We start from the raw sequence: 19,662 nt of genomic DNA, 5'->3' as shown, positions 1-19,662 counted from the left end.
TTTTTCTGCCTTCCGGCAGGCCCTTATCGTTGAGCTCGCCAAGAGAATCCCCAAAACCGGAAATATTGATGGCTGCGACCGTGACCGCGCGCCTGCAGGCGCTGACTGACGACAAGACACTGAGCCCGGACGAAGCGCAGCGCGCCGTGGCGGCCGAACTCGACACGGTGCTGGAAGGTCTGCAGGCCGCGCCGTCGCGGCGGAAGGGCAAGCTGCTGTCGCGGCTCTTCAACGGCGGCAAGAGCGGCGGGCCGCTTACGCGCGGGCTCTATATTCACGGCAGCGTCGGGCGCGGCAAGACCATGCTGATGGACATGTTCTTCGAGCTTGCGCCGATCGCGGACAAGCGCCGCGCCCATTTCTTCGCCTTCATGGCCGATGTGCAGGACAGGTTGAACGCCTATCGCCGCAAGCTGAAGGCCGGCGAGGTGAAGGAGGCCGACCCGATCGGCCCGGTGGCCGATGAGATCATCGCCGAAAACCGGCTTCTGTGCTTCGATGAATTCACCGTCACTGATATCGCCGACGCGATGATCCTGTCGCGGCTGTTTTCCGCGCTGTTTGAGCGCGGCTGCGTGCTGGTGGCGACCTCCAATGTGGCGCCTGACGATCTCTACAAGGACGGTCTGAACCGCGGCCTGTTCCTGCCCTTTATCGACGTGCTGAAAGAGAATGTCACGGTAACGACACTCGATTCTGCTACCGACTACCGCATGGAGAAGTTCGAGGGACGGCCGGTCTACCTGACCCCGCTTGACGAGAAGGCGGCGACACGGATGGATGAGAACTGGGACCTTTTGACAGGCGGCAAGGGGGGCGAGCCCGAGGAGATCGAGATGCGCGGCCGCGTGCTGCATGTGCCAAAGGCCTGTGGCGAGGTCGCCCGGTTCACCTTTGATGACCTCTGCAAGAAGCCGCTCGGGGCAACGGACTACATGGCGATTGCGAAGCGCTACCGCACGGTGTTCATCGACGGGGTGCCGGTGCTCGGGAGCGATAGCCGCAATGAAATCAAGCGCTTCATCATGCTGATCGATACGCTTTACGATCAGACGATCCGCACGGTGATTTCGGCGGCGGCGATGCCGGAGGAACTTCTGCCCGAGCGCAAGGGCCGCGAGGGCTTCGAATTCGACCGCACCGCGTCGCGGCTTTTCGAGATGCGCAGCACGGATTACCTTGCAGCGCACAAGAGAAAATGGGCCGCAAATGCGGCGGAATGACGATCACGTCTTTTTGAATTCTTACCTTTACGTCAATTAAAATATATATAACCGATTGAAAATATTAGGGTCGGAAAAACCGGTTGAAAATCGTCCTGAGAGGGGCTATCCCAACTTGCGACATGGGCAGGCTTTGCGGCGTGCTCGGAAATGGATTTTTCAGAGGATATAATTCATGGCGCGCAATAAAATCGCATTGATCGGTTCGGGCATGATCGGGGGCACGCTCGCGCATCTCGCCGGGCTCAAGGAACTGGGCGACGTTGTTCTGTTCGACATCGCCGATGGTCTGCCGCAGGGCAAGGCGCTCGACATCGCCGAATCCTCGCCGGTTGACGGCTTTGACGCCAAGCTTTCCGGCGCATCCGATTATTCCGCCATCGCCGGCGCCGACGTCTGCATCGTCACCGCCGGCGTGCCGCGCAAGCCCGGCATGAGCCGCGACGACCTGCTCGGCATAAACCTGAAGGTCATGGAAGCCGTCGGCGCGGGCATCGCGCAGCACGCGCCGAACGCCTTCGTCATCTGCATCACTAACCCGCTTGATGCGATGGTCTGGGCGCTGCAGAAGTTCTCCGGCCTTCCGGCCAACAAGGTCGTCGGCATGGCCGGCGTGCTCGACTCGGCCCGTTTCCGTTACTTCCTCGCCGAAGAATTCAACGTTTCGGTTGAAGACGTCACCGCCTTCGTTCTCGGCGGCCACGGCGACACCATGGTGCCGGTGGCGCAGTATTCGACCGTTGCCGGCATTCCGCTGCCCGACCTGGTCAAGATGGGCTGGACCACCCAGGAAAAGCTCGACGCGATCATCACCCGCACCCGTGGCGGCGGCGGCGAGATCGTGGCGCTCTTGAAGAACGGCTCGGCCTATTACGCCCCTGCTGCTTCCGCCATCGCCATGGCCGAAAGCTACCTCAAGGACAAGAAGCGCGTCATGCCGGCCGCTGCTCACTTGACCGGCGAATACGGCGTTGACGGCATGTATGTCGGCGTTCCGATCGTGATCGGCGAGGGCGGTGTCGAGCGCATCGTCGAAATTCCGCTGGAAGGCGAGGACAAGGCCGGTTTCGACAAGTCGGTGGACGCCGTGAAGGGCCTTTGCGATGCCTGCAAGGAAATCGCGCCCTCTCTGAAATAAGCCGCTTTCTCTAAAAGGACGGATATCGAATGAATATTCATGAATATCAGGCCAAGGCTCTGCTCAAGAGCTACGGCGCGCCGGTGGCCGATGGCGTCGCCATCCTGACCAAGGATGAAGTCGACGCCGCCGTGGCCAAGCTTCCCGGCCCGCTTTACGTGGTCAAGAGCCAGATCCATGCCGGCGGCCGCGGCAAGGGCAAGTTCAAGGAACTCGGCCCCGATGCCAAGGGCGGCGTTCGTCTGGCGAAATCGGCCGATGAAGTGAAGGCTTTCGTTGACGAAATGCTCGGCAACACGCTGGTGACCAAGCAGACCGGCCCTGCCGGCAAGCAGGTCAACCGCCTCTATATCGAGGACGGCGCCGATATCGACCGCGAACTCTACTGCTCGCTGCTGGTCGATCGTACGGTGGGTCAGGTGGCCTTCGTGGTCTCCACCGAAGGCGGCATGGATATCGAAGCCGTCGCCGAGGAAACCCCGGACAGGATCGTCACCGTGGCGATCGACCCGGAAACTGGCGTCACAGCCTCCAACGTGAAGACGCTGTGCGAAGCGCTGAAGCTCGATGGCGACGCCGCCAAGGATGCCGAGCGCCTGTTCCCGATCCTCTACAAGGCCTTTGTCGAAAAGGACATGAGCCTGCTCGAGATCAACCCGCTGATCGTCATGGAAAACGGCCATCTGCGCGTGCTCGATGCCAAGGTTTCCTTCGACGGCAACGCGCTGTTCCGCCACGACGACGTCAAGGCGCTGCGCGACACCACGGAAGAGGATGCCAAGGAAATCGAGGCCTCCAAGTATGACCTCGCCTATGTCGCCCTCGACGGCAATATCGGTTGCATGGTCAACGGCGCGGGCCTTGCCATGGCGACCATGGACATCATCAAGCTCTACGGCGCCGAGCCCGCGAACTTCCTCGATGTCGGCGGTGGCGCTTCCAAGGAGAAGGTCACGGCGGCGTTCAAGATCATCACCGCCGACCCGGCCGTGAAGGGCATTCTGGTCAACATCTTCGGCGGCATCATGCGCTGCGACGTCATCGCCGAAGGCGTGATCGCGGCCGTCAAGGAAGTCGGCCTCAAGGTGCCGCTGGTCGTCCGCCTCGAAGGCACCAATGTCGAACTCGGCAAGAAGATCATCAACGAGAGTGGCCTCAACGTCATCTCCGCCGACGATCTCGACGACGCGGCCCAGAAGATTGTTGCAGCAGTGAAGGAGGGCTGAAAACTGCTTCCATGATCATCGTCTTCGCCTTTGTGGTCCTGCTCGTTCCTGTGTTTGTGGCCATGATTCTGGCAGCGGTGTTCGGCGTGCTGATGATATTCGGTCGCTGGTGCTACGGTTGGAAAGGTGAAGTGATCGCCGTCGCGATCCTTCTGGCAGGAAGTTTTCTGACGAATTCCTGGATTCAGGCTTGGTTTGACCTGATGTGGGCAGGAGTAGATGCAGGAGCGCCAGGTATGGTGATGTATTTCCTCCAGCAGATGTATTGGGGGACGGTTGCTCTAGCGGCCTTGTTTGTTATCGGCGGACGGGTCAGCGGCTTTAAATGATCATGGTGCGGAATTCGGTCGGCTGAAAATGCTGATGATACGCGTAAGAAATTCGAAGACGAACTGAGACCTAGGAGTCACATGTATGTCAATTCTGGTGAATAAAGACACCAAGGTTCTGGTTCAGGGCCTCACCGGCAAGACCGGCACCTTCCACACCGAGCAGGCGCTTGCCTATTACGGCACCAAGATGGTCGGCGGTATCCATCCGAAGAAGGGTGGTTCCGAGTGGTCGTCCGGCGTTGACGGCACCCATCTGCCGATCTTCGCCTCGGTTGCCGAGGGCAAGGAAAAGACCGGCGCCGATGCGTCCGTGATCTACGTCCCGCCGGCGGGCGCGGGCGCTGCGATCCTGGAAGCGATCGAGGCTGAAATTCCGCTGATCGTCTGCATCACGGAAGGCATTCCGGTGGCCGACATGGTCAAGGTCAAGGCCAAGCTCGACAAGTCGAAGTCGCGCCTGATCGGCCCCAACTGCCCCGGCGTCCTGACGCCGGAAGAATGCAAGATCGGCATCATGCCGGGCTCGATCTTCAAGAAGGGCTCGGTCGGCGTTCTTTCGCGCTCGGGCACGCTCACCTATGAAGCCGTGTTCCAGACCACCAATGAAGGCCTCGGCCAGACCACGGCCGTCGGCATTGGCGGCGACCCGGTCAAGGGCACCGAGTTCATCGACATGCTGGAAATGTTCCTGGCCGACGATGCCACCCAGTCGATCATCATGATCGGCGAAATCGGCGGTTCGGCCGAGGAAGAAGCAGCCCAGTTCCTGAAGGACGAGGCCAAGAAGGGCCGCAAGAAGCCGATGGTCGGCTTCATCGCGGGCCGCACCGCCCCTCCCGGCCGCACCATGGGCCATGCCGGCGCCGTGATTTCCGGCGGCAAGGGCGGCGCTGAAGACAAGATCGAGGCGATGGAATCGGCCGGCATCACCGTGTCGCCGTCTCCGGCGCGTCTCGGCAAGACGCTGGTTGAAGTCCTGAAGGGCTGATCCAGTTGAGAAAGATGTCGTGGCGACCGGCGGGTCGCCACGAAAATACCGTTTTCCTCGTGATGTCACGCGGCTGAACGGAATTTCAGAGGGTGGACCGGCGTGAGGCCGGTTTCACCGTTTCAAGCGGGAGGCGGGCGAATGCGTCCGCGCGTGCACATGTCCAGGCAAGAAGCCAACGAACAATTTCTCCTGACCTCGTTTCTCGATGGGGCGAATGCCACCTATATCGAGCATCTCTACGCGGCCTATGAGGATGATCCGAATTCGGTATCGGAAGAGTGGCGCGATTTCTTCAAGGCGCTCGGCGATGATCCGGACGCGGTGAGGAAGGCGGCTGAAGGCGCGTCCTGGAAAAAGGACAACTGGCCGGTCAAGCCTGCCGACGAACTGACCGCCGCCCTTGACGGCAACTGGGGCGATGTCGAGCGCGTGGTGGAGAAGAAGCTCACCGCCAAGGCCGCCGCCGAAGGCGCCGCCCTTTCCGGCGAGGAAGTGTTGCGCGCCACCCGCGATTCCGTGCGCGCGCTGATGATGATCCGCGCCTTCCGCATGCGCGGCCATCTGCACGCCCATCTCGATCCGCTCGGTCTCGCCGGCATGGCGGATGACGACTACAACGAATTGTCGCCGCAGGCCTACGGCTTCACCGAAGCCGATTACGACCGGCCGATCTTCATCGACAATGTTCTGGGGCTGGAATACGCCACGATCCCGGAAATGGTTGATATCCTGACCCGCACCTACTGTTCGACGCTCGGCGTCGAGTTCATGCACATCTCCAACCCGGAGGAGAAGGCCTGGATTCAGGAGCGGATCGAAGGCCCCGAAAAGAGCATCACCTTCACCGAGAACGGCAAGAAGGCGATCCTGCAGAAGCTGGTAGAGGCCGAGGGCTTCGAGAAGTTTCTGGACGTCAAATACAAGGGCACCAAGCGTTTCGGCCTTGATGGCGGTGAATCGCTGATCCCGGCGATGGAGCAGATCATCAAGCGCGGCGGTTCGCTGGGCCTGAAGGAGATCGTGCTCGGCATGCCGCATCGCGGCCGCCTCAACGTGCTCTCGCAGGTGATGGCCAAGACCCATCGCGCGATCTTCCACGAGTTCAAGGGCGGTTCGTTCAAGCCCGACGATGTCGAGGGTTCGGGCGACGTGAAGTACCATCTCGGCGCTTCCTCCGACCGCGAATTCGACGGCAACAATGTTCACCTGTCGCTGACGGCAAACCCGTCGCATCTAGAAATCGTCGATCCGGTGGTGATGGGCAAGGCCCGCGCCAAGCAGGATATTCTCGCCACCCAGCGCGAGGGCGAGATCGTGCCGCTGTCCGAGCGCGCCAAGGTGATGCCGCTCCTGCTGCACGGCGATGCCGCCTTTGCCGGCCAGGGTGTCGTTGCGGAAGTGCTCGGCCTTTCCGGCCTGCGCGGCCATCGCGTCGCCGGCACTGTGCATTTCATCGTCAACAACCAGATCGGCTTTACCACCAACCCGGCCTTCTCGCGCTCCTCGCCCTATCCGTCGGATGTGGCGAAGATGATCGAGGCGCCGATCTTCCACGTCAATGGCGACGATCCCGAAGCGGTGGTCTACGCCGCCAAGATCGCGACCGAGTTCCGGATGAAGTTCCACAAGCCGGTCGTCATCGACATGTTCTGCTATCGCCGCTTCGGCCATAACGAGGGCGACGAGCCGTCCTTCACCCAGCCGAAGATGTACAAGGCGATCCGCGGCCACCAGACCGTGACCCAGCTTTACGCCGAGCGGCTGATCAAGGAAGGCCTGATCACCAAGGACGAGTTCGAGCAGATGCTTTCCGACTGGAAGGACTTTCTCGAACAGGAATTCGAGGCCGGCTCCTCCTACAAGCCGAACAAGGCCGACTGGCTGGACGGCGAGTGGTCGGGCCTGCGCGCCGCCGACAATGCCGATGAGCTGCGTCGCGGCAAGACCTCGGTTCCGATGAAGACGCTGAAGGAAATCGGCAAGAAACTGACCGAGGTTCCCGAAGGCTTCAACGTGCATCGCACCGTGCAGCGCTTCCTCGACAACCGCGCAAAGATGATCGAGACTGGCGAGGGGATCGACTGGGCCATGGCCGAGGCGCTGGCCTTCGGCGCGCTCTGCCATGAGGGCTTCAAGGTTCGGCTTTCCGGTCAGGACGTCGAGCGCGGCACCTTCTCGCAGCGCCATTCGGTGCTCTACGACCAGGAAACCGAGGAGCGTTATATCCCGCTCCAGCATATCCATCAGGCCCAGGGCCGCTACGAAGTCATCAATTCGATGCTTTCGGAAGAAGCCGTGCTCGGTTTCGAATACGGCTACTCGCTGGCGCGCCCGAACGCGCTGACGCTGTGGGAAGCCCAGTTCGGCGACTTCGCCAACGGCGCGCAGGTGATCTTTGACCAGTTCATCTCGTCGGGCGAGCGCAAATGGCTGCGCATGTCCGGTCTCGTCTGCCTTCTGCCGCATGGCTATGAAGGGCAGGGGCCGGAGCACTCGTCCGCCCGTCTGGAGCGCTGGCTGCAGATGTGCGCCGAGGACAACATGCAGGTTGCCAACTGCACCACGCCGGCGAACTATTTCCACATCCTGCGCCGCCAGCTGAAGCGCGACTTCCGCAAGCCGCTGATCCTGATGACGCCGAAATCGCTGCTGCGCCACAAGCGCGCGACCTCGACGCTGTCGGAAATGGCCGGCGAGACCGCGTTCCATCGCCTGCTGTGGGATGACGCTGTCGAACACGACACGCCGATCAAGCTGGTCAAGGATGCGAAGATCCGCCGCGTGGTTCTGTGCTCGGGCAAGGTCTATTACGACCTGTTCGAGGAGCGCGAGAAGCGCGGCATCAATGACGTCTACCTGCTGCGCGTCGAGCAGCTCTACCCCTTCCCCGCCAAGGCGCTGATCAACATGCTGTCGCGCTTCAAGAATGCGGAGATGGTATGGTGCCAGGAAGAGCCGAAGAACATGGGCGCATGGTCGTTCATCGAGCCCTATCTGGAATGGGTGCTGACCCATATCGACGCCAAGCATACCAGGGTGCGTTATGCCGGCCGTCCGGCAGCCGCTTCCACGGCCACGGGCCTGATGTCGCGCCATCTGGCGCAGCTTGAGGCCTTCCTGGAAGACGCGCTCGGCGAGTGATTGAGCCTTTCCCAGCATGCCGGACGAGGAGCCCGGCATGCGCAAACCGCCTCAAGGCGTTTTGAAACAGACATTATCAAGATCGGGACTTTTGAAATGGCCACTGAAATCCGCGTTCCCACTTTGGGCGAATCCGTTACCGAGGCGACCGTCGGCACCTGGTACAAGAAGGTCGGCGACGCGGTTGCCGCCGATGAGCCGATTGTCGAGCTTGAAACCGACAAGGTGACCATCGAGGTTCCCGCACCCGCCGCCGGCGTGCTGTCGGAAATCGTCGCCGCCGAAGGCGAGACGGTTGAGCTGAATGCCCTGCTCGGCCAGATCGGCGAGGGCGACGGCGCTGCCGCCAGCGAGAAGAAGGAAGAAAAGCCCAAGGAAGAAGCTCCCAAGGCCGAAGCGCCGAAGGAAGAAGCCAAGTCCGAAGAAAAGGCCGAGGGCAAATACGGCGACATGCCGGCCGCGCCCGCCGCCGCCAAGATGATGGCCGAGAAGAACATCTCGGAAGATCAGGTCGAAGGCTCCGGCAAGCGCGGCCAGATCCTGAAGGGCGACGTGATTGCTGCCGCCGCCAAGGGCACATCGGCTCCGGCCCCGTCGGAAGCAAAAGCGCCGGCCCGCGCTCCCTCCAAGGTCGAGGACGCCGACCGCGAAGAGCGCGTCAAGATGACCCGCCTGCGCCAGACCATTGCCAAGCGCCTCAAGGATGCGCAGAACACGGCCGCGATGCTGACCACCTATAACGAGGTGGACATGACGGCCGTGATGGAGATGCGCTCCAAGTACAAGGACCTGTTCCTGAAGAAGCATGACGTGAAGCTCGGCTTCATGGGATTCTTCACTAAGGCCGTCTGCCACGCGCTGAAGGAAATCCCGGCGGTCAATGCCGAGATCGACGGCACGGACATCATCTACAAGAACTTCTGCCACATCGGCATGGCCGTCGGTACCGACAAGGGCCTCGTGGTTCCGGTCGTGCGCGATGCCGACCAGATGTCGATTGCCGAAATCGAGGCCGAGATCGCCCGTCTCGCCAAGGCGGCCCGCGGCGGTCAGCTTTCGATGGCCGACATGCAGGGCGGCACCTTCACGATCACCAATGGCGGCGTCTACGGTTCGCTGATGTCCTCGCCGATCCTGAACGCGCCGCAGTCCGGCATTCTCGGCATGCACAAGATCCAGGAGCGGCCGATGGCGATCGGCGGTCAGGTCGTCATCCGTCCGATGATGTATCTGGCGCTGTCCTACGACCACCGCATGGTCGACGGGCAGGAAGCGGTGACCTTCCTGGTGCGCGTCAAGGAAACGCTGGAAGATCCCGAACGCCTCGTTCTCGATCTCTGATCAACAAAACCGGGGAGCCGGAAAGCATGAGCATCGAATTTCTGATTACGGCGCTGATTGTGGTTCTGGCTCCCGGCACGGGCGTGGTCTACACGCTCGCGACCGGTCTGGCGCAGGGCAGGATGGCAAGCGTTGCCGCCGCCTTCGGCTGCACGCTCGGCATCATTCCGGCAATCCTCGCCTCCGTCTTCGGCCTCGCCGCGCTGTTTCACACCAGCGCGCTTCTGTTCCAGACGGTGAAGTTTGCCGGCGTTGCCTATCTCCTCTATCTCGCCTGGCAGACGCTGAGGGATCGCGGCACGCTCAGGGTTTCCGGAGAGGGGACGCCGCGGCGAGGCCTGGTTGCGATCGCGCGCAACGGCTTCCTGATCAACATCCTGAACCCAAAACTCTCCGTTTTCTTCCTCGCCTTCCTGCCGCAATTCGTCTCGCCCGCTGCCGCGGCACCCGTTCTCGAAATGCTGATGCTGTCCGCCGTGTTCATGGCGATGACCTTTGCCGTCTTCGTGCTCTACGGCCAGTTTTCCGGGCTGATGCGCGACCGCGTGCTTTCCAGCGAACGGGCGATGGCGTGGATGCGGCGGAGCGTGGCGCTGGCCTTTGCCGGTTTCGGCGTTAAACTCGCGCTCAGCAGGCAATAAACCGGGACGCCCTTCATGCAGCATCAATATCTGATTGAGCTCGCGTCGCTGATGGCAATCTTTTCCTTCGCCATCGTCGCTCCCGGCGCGGATACCGCGATGATCATCCGGCAGGCGCTGGTGCATGGCAGGCGCTCGGCAGTGCTCAGCAGCTTCGGCGTCGGCACCTCGCTGATGTTCCATGTGAGCTACACGATCATGGGACTGGGGCTGATCATCTCGCAGTCGATCATGGTCTTCAACGTGATCAAATGGGCGGGCGCGGCCTATCTTATCTATCTCGGCATCCAGTCGCTGCGTTCCGGCAAGGTCGATGTTTCGCCCGTAGCGCAAGCCGGCGCAACGGCAAGGCAGGGAGCGGGAAAGGCCCTCTCGCTCGGCTTTCTCGCCAACGCGCTCAATCCGAAGCCGGTCTTGTTCTTCCTGTCGATCTTTTCGACCGTGGTCAGCCATGAGACGCCCGCGGCGGTGAAATTCGGCTATGGCCTCGTCATGGCGACGTGCCTGATCGCGTGGTTCGTCGGGGTATCTCTGTTCCTGACCACGCCGCGCATGCGCTCGGCTTTTGAAAAGGCGAGCGTCTGGATCAACCGCGCGAGCGGTGCGGTCTTCATCGCCTTCGGCCTGAAGCTGGCAACGGAAAAGGCGGGCTGAGCCGACGACTAGAAATACGGCCATTGGCCGCCAGGAAATACGGTCATGCAGCGCCCATCCTTCGCATCGGCGATGACCTCAATAAAGAGAAGGAAATCAGATGTCCTATGATCTCATCGTAATCGGCTCCGGCCCCGGCGGCTATGTCTGCGCGGTCAAGGCGTCGCAGCTCGGCATGAAGGTCGCTGTCGTCGAGAAGCGCGCCACCTATGGCGGCACCTGCCTCAATATCGGCTGCATACCGTCCAAGGCGCTGCTGCATGCTTCCGAGCAGTACGCCCATGCCGCCCACGGCATGGAGAGCCTCGGGGTGAAGCTTTCGGGCGTCGAACTCGACCACGAAAAGCTGATGGGCCACAAGGACGCGGTTGTGAAGTCGAATGTCGAGGGCGTCGCCTTCCTGTTCAAGAAGAACAAGATTGACGGCATTCAGGGCACCGGCAAGATCCTCGCACCCGGCAAGGTCCAGGTGACCAAGGAAGACGGCTCGACCGAGGAGCTCGAGGCGAAGAACATCGTGATCGCCACCGGCTCCGATGTCGCCGGCATTCCGGGCGTCGATGTCGAGATCGACGAGGAGACGATCGTCTCCTCCACCGGCGGCATCGCGCTGAAGAAGGTGCCGGAAAAGATGATCGTGGTCGGCGGCGGCGTCATCGGGCTCGAGCTTGGTTCGGTCTGGTCGCGCCTTGGCGCCAAGGTCACCGTGGTCGAATTCCTCGACAAGATCCTCGGGCCGATGGATGGCGAGGTCTCAAAGCAGTTCCAGAAGATGCTGGCGAAGCAGGGTCTCGACTTCAAGCTGTCCGCCAAGGTGACGGCGGTCGAGAAGTCCGACAACGGCGCGAAGGTGACCTTCGAGCCGGTCAAGGGCGGCGATGCCGAAACCATCGAGGCCGACATCGTGCTGATCTCGACGGGCCGCAAGCCCTATACCGAGGGTCTCGGCCTGGAAGAGGCCGGCGTGAAGCTGGACGATCGCGGCCGCGTGGAAATCGACAGCCACTTCAAGACCAATGTCGACGGCATCTATGCGATCGGCGATGTGGTCAAGGGGCTGATGCTCGCCCACAAGGCCGAGGACGAGGGCGTGGCGCTCGCCGAAATCCTCGCCGGTCAGGCCGGCCATGTCAATTACGACGTGATCCCGAGCGTGGTCTACACCCAGCCGGAAGTCGCCTCCGTCGGCAAGACCGAGGAAGAGCTGAAGAAGGACGGCGTCGCCTATACCATCGGAAAATTCCCGTTCATGGCCAATGGCCGCGCGCGCGCCATGGAAACCACAGATGGCTTCGTCAAGGTGCTCGCCGACAAGGAGACCGACCGCGTGCTCGGCGTCCACATCGTCGGCTTCGGCGCCGGCGAGATGATCCACGAGGCGGCGGTGCTGATGGAATTCGGCGGTTCTGCCGAAGATCTCGGCCGCACCTGCCATGCGCACCCGACCATGTCGGAAGCGGTGAAGGAGGCGGCACTTGGCGCGTTCTTCAAGCCGATCCACATGTGAGGCGCTTCCCCGCCCGCTTCATGAAAAAGATGTCACCTTCGAAAGTGCGGCTTGCTTTGCAGGCCGCATTTTCGTTTGATGGTTTATCCGAACAAGCTCTTGATAAGAGGGATAAATCCTGTGCGTCCGACTCCGGTTTCCTTTTCGCGCTCGCAGCGCGCCCTGCACTGGATCATGGCGTTGCTGATCCTGTTCAACCTGCTCTTCTCCGATGATCTGGTCCGCTGGGGCGTTCTGTATTACGGCAACAAGCCCATTCCGGACGATGTTCAGCTCTCGGCCGACATCCACGCCTATGTCGGGATCACGGTACTCGTTCTCGCATTGATCCGGCTGGCGCTGCGCTTCATTCAGGGCGTGCCGCCGGAGCCCGCGGGCGAGCCGGCGATCTTTCGCCTGCTGTCGAAGGTGGCGCACTGGACGTTTTATCTGATGTTCATCGTGATGCCGCTTGCAGGCATCGCCGGCTATTATTTCGGAAGCGGCGCGGCCGCGCTGGCGCATGCCAATCAGATGAAGCTCGTGATGTGGTTTCTGATCATAACCCATATCGCCGCCGTCGCGGTCCACCAGTTCTATTGGCGGACCGGGATATTGAAGCGGATGACAACCGGCTGACGGCTTAACGCGCGGTCGCGAGGCGGTTGCCGGCCTCGTTGAATGCGTGGCAATGCGCAGGGGCGGCGGCGAGATGGATCGTGGCGCCGGCGGTAAGCTCCCGGCCTGCCGGCTGTTCCAGGATGATCGGACCGTGGCCTTCGACATCGGCATGGACCAGCCGCGCATTGCCGAGATATTCCGTCAGCCTGACCTTGGCGGCGATGGCCCCCTGATCCTCCGACGTGATCTCGAAACTGTCCGGCCGGATGCCGCAATAGCGGGTCTCGGGCGGAAGCCCGCTCGTGGCGCGAAGGGTTTCGAATGCGGGCGTCAGCTCGAAGATGTTCATCTTCGGCGCGCCGATGAACTGGGCGGCGAACAGGTTCGCCGGACGCTCATAAAGGTCCTCGGGGCTGCCGACCTGCTCGATCCGCCCGTCGCGCAGAAGCACGATCTTGTCGGCAAGGGTCATCGCCTCGACCTGGTCGTGGGTCACATAGATCATCGTCCGCTTCAGCCGCGCGTGCAGCTCCGAGATCTGGGTGCGCATATGCACCCGGAGCTCCGCATCGAGGTTGGAAAGCGGCTCGTCGAACAGAAAGGTTTCCGGCTGGCCGACGATCGCGCGGCCGATCGCCACGCGCTGGCGCTGGCCGCCGGACAGCTCCCGCGGATAGCGCTCGGTGAGCTTGTCGAGCTGCAAGGTGGCGACGGCCTCTTCCACCAGCCTGTCGATCTCGGCGGCCGGCGTTTTGCGCACCTTCAGCCCGAAGGCGATGTTTTCGCGCACGGTCAGATGCGGGTAGAGCGCGTAAGACTGAAACACCATCGCCACGCCGCGCTTGGCGGGCGCGATATCGTTCATGCGTTTCCCGCCGATCTCAAGCGTACCGCCGGTGATATCCTCAAGGCCGGCGATCATTCTGAGCAGCGTGGACTTGCCGCAGCCGGACGGGCCGACGAACACGCAGAATTCGCCGTCCTCAACCGTAAGATCGATGCCCTTGATGATTTCCGCCGCGCCATAGGACTTTCTGACGCCCTTCAGTTCAAGCTTGGCCATGTCTTCACTCCACGCGTCCGAACAGTTCGAGCCGCGGCGTTTCGCGGATATGCTGCGGCCATGCGAGCGGCACCTCGAATCGGCTTTTAAGCAGGCTCTGGAAATCCGCCAGCCGCTCCGGCGTCTCGCGCACGCCGCGCGGCGAGATGTCGTTGTCGAGGCAGTAGGCGGCAAGCGCGCCGACGCTCTCGCCGATATTCCACTCCACCGGATGAAGCCGGTAGCAGCCATTCGTCAGATGGGTGGTGCCGATATTCTTGCAGGCCGGCAGCATGTTCGTCACCCGCTCCGGGATCAGGCTGCCCAGCGGAATCTGGAAAGGCCAGTTGGCGATGTCGACATAGTTGCGCGGCGCGGTGGAGGGGTGAAGATCGATCCGGTAGGAGCCGACGCCGACGCTGTCGGAAAACTGCTCGGCGCCCTTCAGCCCTTCGCGGGCATCGATGCCGACATGGTTTTCGGTGACTGTGAAAAGCGCCTTGATGCGGCGGCTCTCGCGGATATAGGGGGCGATCGTCAGACCGTCGAGCGTGCCCATCACGCTTCCCGCCGGCTTCAGCCCGCGATAGCCGTAGCCGCCGTCATGGCGCGGCGCTTCGGTCTGCATCCAGTAGAGCATGGAGAGCGAGAGCTGGCGCGCGCCTTCCAGATGCTTCTCCGCCTCCTCGGGCGAAACGCCGACGATCGGTCCGCCGCAATAGTCGATCTGCGGCCAGTTCACGAGGCAGATATCGGAGGGGTAGCGGTTGCCGACATGGTTCTTGCGATAGAATATCCGCCGGTAATGCCAGTTGTCCGGCGCGAACTTGGCGTCGCTGTCGCCGACGAACAGCGGGCGGTTGTCGGGCTCCAGCGTCACCGGATTGGGGCCGATGAAGGAAAGCTGGCGATCGGGCCAGAAATCGAGCTTGAAATCGCGCCAGATATCGTAGTCGCGCGGGCGCTCGATGGTGTGGTCCTCGTCCGGGTGATAGCTCATGGCGAAGCACCAGCTCACCGCCTGCTGGTCATTGGGGTCCGCCTCGCCGGCGAGCGCCGTCGGCTCGCCGGTTTTCGCCTGGCTTTCCGCACCGATGACGTGCTCGACATTGCCGAGCTCCAGAAGATCGCCAAGTTCGGTGGCGTCGATGAAATAGCGGCCGGTTAGCACCATCTCGCCATGTTCGACGGAGCGCACGGTGACGGCGGTGAAGCGGTCGCCCTCGGTCTCGGCGGCAACCGGTTTGGCGTTCATGAGAACCGTCAGCCGTCCGGTCGCGTACCACGGCGCAAGCAGGGCCTCGATCGCCGCCACGCCGGCGCGCGGTTCCGCGCAGATCGGCGAGACGTTACCGCTTCCGGGGTTGAGGTTTTCGTCGTTGCGGGCCTCATCGGTCAGCGGGTAGTGGTCGCGGTAGTAATCGCGAATGTTCTGGCGAAGCGCACGGTAGCTCGCCGTCGAGCCGTCCTTCTCGATCCACGGGTTTTCATCCGGCGGCACGGCCTGCGTCGTCAACTGGCCACCGAGCCATTTGAACTCCTCGGTCAGGACGACGCTGCGGCCGAGCTTCAGCGCCGAAAGCGCTGCCGCGACCCCGCCCAGACCGCCGCCGATGATGACGATGTCGCTGGTGAGTTCCTTCATTTTGTTATCCTTTCACGCCAGACAAGGCGAAACTTTCAACGATCTGGCGCTGGGCCAGAATGTAGACGATGAGCATGGGAATGACGGCCAGCGCTGTCGCTGCAAGCTGCAGGTGCCAGAGCGGCAGGCCGTAGGTGTCGGTGAAATTGGCAAGCGCCAGCGGCAGGGTGAACAGCTTGATGTCGTTGACGAACACCAGCGGCTCCAGAAACAGGTTCCACGAAAACAGGAAGGTGATGATGCCGACGGCCGCAAGCGCCGGCTTCGACAGCGGCAGCGCCACCTTGAAATAGACGCCGAAGCGCGTCAGCCCGTCCATGCGGCCGGCTTCCTCCAGTTCCTTCGGCAGGGCCAGGAAAAACTGGCGCATCAGGAAGGTCGCCATCACGCCCTGCGAGCCGAACAGCGGCAGCAGGATCAGCGGCATATGGGTGTTCATCAGGCCGAGATTCTTCATCAGGAAGAAGTTCGGAACGATGGTGACCTCCTCCGGCATCATCAGCGCCGAGATCAACAGCAGCAGAACCAGCGCGCTCCCGGCAAAGCGCAGCCGCGCCAGCGCATAGCCGGCCATCGAGGACAGGAACAGCGTCAGCCCGGTGACGATGACGGCGATATAGAGCGAGTTGAAATATTGCCGGGCGAAGGGCTGGTAGGCGAAGACTTCGGAAAAGTTCGACCAGTGCATGGTAGCCGGGATCAGCGCGGCCGAGGAGAACACGTCCGCCTGACCCTTGAGCGCGCCCGACAGCATCCAGATGAACGGGAACACGAAGGGGATGGCGAGCGCTGAAAGCCCGACGACCCAGCAGATGCGGGTAATCTTCTGTTGCAGGCGATAGTTCATTTGCGCACCGTTTTCAAAAGCATCTGCAGGATGGTAAGCGCCAGGATCAGCACGAACAGCACCACGGCAAGCGCCGAGGCATAGCCGGTGTTGAAGAACTTGAAGCCCTGCTCATAGATGTAGAAGGCGAGCACGAGGGTGGCGTTCTGCGGCCCGCCGCCGGTCATGAGATAGATATGGTCGAACACCTTCAGCGAGCCGACCACCGTGATCACCATAATCACCAGCGTCGTTGGCGCCAGAAGCGGCCATGTGATGCGGCGGAAGATGTCCCAGCCATTGGCGCCCTCCAGCCGGGCTGCCTCCTCATAATCGCGCGGGATCGCCTGCAGTGCGGCGATATAGAGGATCATGTTGAGGCCGACGGTTTTCAGCACGCGGGTGACGATCACCGAGGCCATGGCCCAGCGCGGCTCGTGCAGCCAGTTCGGCCCGTCAATGCCGACGACAGACAGCGCCTGGTTGACCGCGCCGCTTTCATGCTGGAGCAGGAAGGTCCAGATGATCGCCCATGCCACGGCCGATGTAATGACGGGCGCAAAGAACAGCGTCCGGAAGACGACAACGCCCCGGAAGGGTCGCGACAGCGCGATCGCAAGTCCGAGCGCCAGCGCCATGTTGAGCGGCACGAGACCCGCCGCAAACACAAGCGAATTGCCGAGCACATGCCAGAACGTGTCGTTTCGGGTCAGCGCGTCGACGTAATTTTCCACGCCGACGAAGCTGGATTGCTGCGACAACAGGTTCCACTCCGTGGTGGAATAATAGAACACGGCGATCAGCGGGCCGACGAAGAAGATGGCGAACCCGGTCAGGACCGGGCTGACGAACAGCCAGCCGGCGATCGCCTCACGCGTCTTCAGTGTCAGTCCGGAACGGAGAGCGGACATCATCGCTTCCTTTATGCGGGCGAATTTCGAGTGGGGTGGTTTCCGGCGGCCGTAGGGAAGGCCGCCGGAAAACCTCTCTTACTTCAGCAGCGGGTCGATATCGTCGCAGAGCCTGGCAAGCACGGCGGGCACATCGGCGTCGGCTGCCCACAGCGCATCGAAGTCGGGCCGCGATGCTGCCTCGATCTGCGGGTAGCGCTCATGGCTTGGCAGCACCGAACCGCCCTCGATCCCGGCGGCCACGATTTCCATCTGCTCTGGCGTCACGGCGGGGTTGCTGGAGAGGAACGCGTCGCTTTCCAGAACGCTGATACGCGCCGGCGGGAAGAACTCGGCCATCTTCGCGACGTTTTCCGCAGAGGTCATATGCGCCAGGAATTCGGCCGCGACCTCCTTGTTCTTGCCCTGCGCGAAGGCGACGACGGCGGCCTGGCCGACGGTCGAGGCCTCACCTGCCGGACCGGAGGGCAGGGGGGCGATCCCCCAGTCGAAACCGACATCCGCCAGTTTGGTGACGCGCGAAATTTGCGTCATCGTCAGGCCCGCATTGCCGGAGAAGAAGTCGCCCTGTTCGCCGGGCGGCACGGTCGACTGATCGGCATAGACCATGTCGTGGAAGAGCTGCACGGCTTCGGAGGCTTCCGGGCTGTCGAGGGTGCAGGCGCCGTCGCTCCAGGCCTCGCCGCCATAGGCGCGCACGATCGGCATGAGATTGTGCATCACGCGGGCGCCATAGCCCTGGCCGTCGACGGTCTCATAGCCCCAGACGCCGGCATCGGCGTTGCGCAGGGCGGCGGCATCGGATTTGAGCTGTTCCCAGGTCCAGGTGCCGTCCGCCGCGCGCTCGGCGGGCGTTTCCAGGCCGGCCTCGTCATAAAGCGTCTTGTTGAAGTAGATCAGGAAGGGCGAGGTGGAGAAGGGGATGCCGTAAACCGCATCGTCCTTGGTCCACAGGCCCATCGCCGGCTCGGAGAAATCGGCGTAATTGTAATCATCGGCCGCCGTCAGCGTATCGGAAACATCTTCGAGCACGCCGGCATTGACGAAGGCGGGCGCCGAGCTTTCCAGCAGCCAGCCGAGATCGGGCGGATTGCCGCCGGCAAGCTGGAGCGTCAGCTTCTGTACATAATCGCCGAACGGAATGGTGTCGAACTGCACCATGACGTCCGGATGGGTTTCGGTGAAGCTCTCGGCAATGCCGTTCAGCATGGCGAGATGCGCCTCGCTGCCGGTCCACACGGTGAACCGAAGCTCCTCGGCCGCCGCCGCCGAAGCGAGCGTGCCGGTAAGGGCTGTTGCGATGATTAAACGCTTAATCATTTGGGTCGACATGATCTCTTAAACCTCCCGTTTCAGATCAGATTCAGATTGCCTGCAATGTTTCCCCCGGCACGTAGCCACAGGGCAGTGTGGTGCGCATGATGTCGTGCTCGGGATCGCCGATCCTGGCGATCAGGTTGCGCACCGCGCGTTCCCCCATCTCTTCGCGGGGAATGGATATCCGGGTCCAGCGTTCGACGCCGGCCGGCTCAAGCATCGGCGCGGCGAGCGCGACGATGGAAGCGGTGCCGGGCACGCTGCCGCCGGTCGCCGCGATCTGCCGTTCGAGCGCGACGGCATGGCTGAAGGTCTCGGTCAGGAATACCGTGACGCCCGCGCCAAGCCAGGCGGAAACCTTCTCGGTGTCGATCGCCGCGGGCTCAAGCCGTTCGACCGCAAGGGTCAGCCCCTCGGCGGCGCTCTTGCGGAAGCCCGCCTCGCGGTCGGCATGCTGTTCGCGCACCTCGGTGCCGCCCAGAAACAGCATCGTCTTGTGGCCGAGTGCGGCGCAACGTCCGACGACATCGCCGACTGCGGAAGCATAATCGGCGGCGACCCAGTCGAGTGCGGCGCCGGCCGCCTCGCGGCGGCCGATCGTCACGAAGGGAAAGCCCGTGTCATGAAGCCGCTTCAACTCACTCTTGTCCGGCTCCTCGCCCAGCAGCACCGCGCCGTCAGCCACGCCCATGCGGTTGGTGCCGGAAGGAAAGATGCTGCGCGGGCCGGTGTCGAGCGAGGACGAGGTGAACAGCAGCAGGTCCTGCCCGAGCTTCATCGCGCCGCGTTCGATGCCCAGCAGAAACGGATAGAAGAAGTTTTCCCGGTCGGAGGGAAACATCGCCTCATAGGTGAATACGCCGATGATATTGCGCCGTCCGCGCGCCAGTGATTGCGCCACGATATTCGGCGCATAGCCAAGCGCTTCCATGGCCGCGCGAACGCGCTTTTCGGCCTCTTCGCCAACACGGATGGTCTTGCCGGGCTTCGGCGAAATCACGGCGGATACGACGGCGGTGGAAACCCCCGCCATCGCTGCAACATCGCTCTGGGTCACGCGCCGCGCGCGTTTCGCCCCGGTCAAAGTCAAGACTATCCTCCCGAATGCGTTTGATTAAGCGTATAAT

General features: G+C 62.3%; 17 protein-coding genes. 11 read left to right on the top strand and 6 right to left on the bottom strand.

Translation table 11 applies throughout. The features are described from left to right. The first annotated feature begins 68 nt into the window (after window positions 1-68). The 11 genes from zapE to V6765_RS20140 all read left to right on the top strand — a co-directional run bounded on the left by zapE (window position 69) and on the right by V6765_RS20140 (window position 12,812). A complete protein-coding gene (zapE, locus tag V6765_RS20190; RefSeq protein WP_448432132.1) occupies window positions 69-1,223 on the top strand; it encodes a cell division protein ZapE in 1,155 nt (384 codons plus the stop codon). A gap of 175 nt (window positions 1,224-1,398) precedes the next feature. Next, window positions 1,399-2,361 (top strand): malate dehydrogenase, encoded by a 963-nt coding sequence (gene mdh, locus V6765_RS20185; RefSeq protein ID WP_230719507.1) that lies wholly within the window; start codon window positions 1,399-1,401, stop codon window positions 2,359-2,361. A 29-nt stretch (window positions 2,362-2,390) separates the two neighbouring features. Further along, entirely contained in the window at window positions 2,391-3,587 is a 1,197-nt protein-coding gene (sucC, locus tag V6765_RS20180) for an ADP-forming succinate--CoA ligase subunit beta (protein ID WP_448432129.1), read from the top strand. Window positions 3,588-3,598: 11 nt separating this feature from the next. Next, window positions 3,599-3,916, top strand: coding sequence for a hypothetical protein (locus V6765_RS20175; RefSeq protein WP_448432127.1), 318 nt, complete (start codon window positions 3,599-3,601; stop codon window positions 3,914-3,916). Window positions 3,917-4,001: 85 nt separating this feature from the next. After that, window positions 4,002-4,907, top strand: a complete 906-nt coding sequence (gene sucD / locus V6765_RS20170; RefSeq protein WP_448432125.1) for a succinate--CoA ligase subunit alpha — start codon at window positions 4,002-4,004, stop codon at window positions 4,905-4,907. A gap of 159 nt (window positions 4,908-5,066) precedes the next feature. Further along, window positions 5,067-8,051, top strand: a complete 2,985-nt coding sequence (locus tag V6765_RS20165) for a 2-oxoglutarate dehydrogenase E1 component (RefSeq protein ID WP_448432123.1) — start codon at window positions 5,067-5,069, stop codon at window positions 8,049-8,051. 96 nt (window positions 8,052-8,147) lie between these two features. Next, window positions 8,148-9,392 carry a 2-oxoglutarate dehydrogenase complex dihydrolipoyllysine-residue succinyltransferase gene (odhB, locus tag V6765_RS20160; protein ID WP_448432121.1) on the top strand — a complete coding sequence of 415 codons (1,245 nt, stop codon included), beginning with the start codon at window positions 8,148-8,150 and terminating at the stop codon, window positions 9,390-9,392. A gap of 26 nt (window positions 9,393-9,418) precedes the next feature. After that, window positions 9,419-10,033: a LysE family translocator gene (locus V6765_RS20155; RefSeq protein ID WP_448432119.1), complete on the top strand. Its 615-nt coding sequence runs from the start codon at window positions 9,419-9,421 to the stop codon at window positions 10,031-10,033. Window positions 10,034-10,048: 15 nt separating this feature from the next. After that, entirely contained in the window at window positions 10,049-10,687 is a 639-nt protein-coding gene (locus tag V6765_RS20150; protein WP_448432117.1) for a LysE family transporter, read from the top strand. A gap of 100 nt (window positions 10,688-10,787) precedes the next feature. Continuing rightward, window positions 10,788-12,194, top strand: coding sequence for a dihydrolipoyl dehydrogenase (lpdA, locus tag V6765_RS20145; protein ID WP_448432115.1), 1,407 nt, complete (start codon window positions 10,788-10,790; stop codon window positions 12,192-12,194). A 120-nt stretch (window positions 12,195-12,314) separates the two neighbouring features. Continuing rightward, a complete protein-coding gene (locus V6765_RS20140; RefSeq protein ID WP_448432113.1) occupies window positions 12,315-12,812 on the top strand; it encodes a cytochrome b in 498 nt (165 codons plus the stop codon). Between the two features lie 4 nt (window positions 12,813-12,816). Here V6765_RS20140 and V6765_RS20135 read toward each other — a convergent pair whose 3' ends face one another. The 6 genes from V6765_RS20135 to V6765_RS20110 all read right to left on the bottom strand — a co-directional run bounded on the left by V6765_RS20135 (window position 12,817) and on the right by V6765_RS20110 (window position 19,625). Beyond that, on the bottom strand, window positions 12,817-13,857 hold the full coding sequence (locus tag V6765_RS20135; protein WP_448432111.1) for an ABC transporter ATP-binding protein: 1,041 nt from the start codon (window positions 13,855-13,857) through the stop codon (window positions 12,817-12,819). Window positions 13,858-13,861: 4 nt separating this feature from the next. After that, the gene (locus V6765_RS20130) at window positions 13,862-15,481 is read right to left on the bottom strand and encodes an FAD-dependent oxidoreductase (RefSeq protein WP_448432109.1); all 1,620 of its coding nucleotides are present in this window, start codon (window positions 15,479-15,481) and stop codon (window positions 13,862-13,864) included. 4 nt (window positions 15,482-15,485) lie between these two features. Continuing rightward, window positions 15,486-16,328, bottom strand: a complete 843-nt coding sequence (locus V6765_RS20125; protein WP_448432107.1) for a carbohydrate ABC transporter permease — start codon at window positions 16,326-16,328, stop codon at window positions 15,486-15,488. After that, on the bottom strand, window positions 16,325-17,221 hold the full coding sequence (locus V6765_RS20120) for a carbohydrate ABC transporter permease (RefSeq protein ID WP_448432105.1): 897 nt from the start codon (window positions 17,219-17,221) through the stop codon (window positions 16,325-16,327). The genes V6765_RS20125 and V6765_RS20120 overlap by 4 nt, the downstream gene beginning before the upstream one ends. A 75-nt stretch (window positions 17,222-17,296) precedes the next feature. Further along, complete coding sequence (locus V6765_RS20115) at window positions 17,297-18,538, bottom strand: ABC transporter substrate-binding protein (RefSeq protein ID WP_448432103.1); 1,242 nt, start codon at window positions 18,536-18,538, stop codon at window positions 17,297-17,299. A gap of 43 nt (window positions 18,539-18,581) precedes the next feature. Further along, window positions 18,582-19,625: a LacI family DNA-binding transcriptional regulator gene (locus V6765_RS20110; protein WP_448432101.1), complete on the bottom strand. Its 1,044-nt coding sequence runs from the start codon at window positions 19,623-19,625 to the stop codon at window positions 18,582-18,584. Window positions 19,626-19,662 lie beyond the last annotated feature (37 nt).

Source organism: Martelella sp. FOR1707, from assembly GCF_053484265.1.
Note: the sequence above shows the minus strand (reverse complement) of the source record. Positions and strands in the feature narration are given on the sequence as shown.

Coding starts and splice junctions, on each gene's coding strand:
- V6765_RS20115 (WP_448432103.1), bottom strand. CDS start 18,538: ATGATTAAGCGTTTAATCATCGCAACAGCCCTTACCGGCACGCTCGCT.
- V6765_RS20125 (WP_448432107.1), bottom strand. CDS start 16,328: ATGAACTATCGCCTGCAACAGAAGATTACCCGCATCTGCTGGGTCGTC.
- sucC (WP_448432129.1), top strand. CDS start 2,391: ATGAATATTCATGAATATCAGGCCAAGGCTCTGCTCAAGAGCTACGGC.
- V6765_RS20135 (WP_448432111.1), bottom strand. CDS start 13,857: ATGGCCAAGCTTGAACTGAAGGGCGTCAGAAAGTCCTATGGCGCGGCG.
- V6765_RS20120 (WP_448432105.1), bottom strand. CDS start 17,221: ATGATGTCCGCTCTCCGTTCCGGACTGACACTGAAGACGCGTGAGGCG.
- zapE (WP_448432132.1), top strand. CDS start 69: ATGGCTGCGACCGTGACCGCGCGCCTGCAGGCGCTGACTGACGACAAG.
- V6765_RS20165 (WP_448432123.1), top strand. CDS start 5,067: ATGTCCAGGCAAGAAGCCAACGAACAATTTCTCCTGACCTCGTTTCTC.
- V6765_RS20155 (WP_448432119.1), top strand. CDS start 9,419: ATGAGCATCGAATTTCTGATTACGGCGCTGATTGTGGTTCTGGCTCCC.
- V6765_RS20175 (WP_448432127.1), top strand. CDS start 3,599: ATGATCATCGTCTTCGCCTTTGTGGTCCTGCTCGTTCCTGTGTTTGTG.
- odhB (WP_448432121.1), top strand. CDS start 8,148: ATGGCCACTGAAATCCGCGTTCCCACTTTGGGCGAATCCGTTACCGAG.
- V6765_RS20130 (WP_448432109.1), bottom strand. CDS start 15,481: ATGAAGGAACTCACCAGCGACATCGTCATCATCGGCGGCGGTCTGGGC.
- lpdA (WP_448432115.1), top strand. CDS start 10,788: ATGTCCTATGATCTCATCGTAATCGGCTCCGGCCCCGGCGGCTATGTC.
- V6765_RS20150 (WP_448432117.1), top strand. CDS start 10,049: ATGCAGCATCAATATCTGATTGAGCTCGCGTCGCTGATGGCAATCTTT.
- sucD (WP_448432125.1), top strand. CDS start 4,002: ATGTCAATTCTGGTGAATAAAGACACCAAGGTTCTGGTTCAGGGCCTC.
- mdh (WP_230719507.1), top strand. CDS start 1,399: ATGGCGCGCAATAAAATCGCATTGATCGGTTCGGGCATGATCGGGGGC.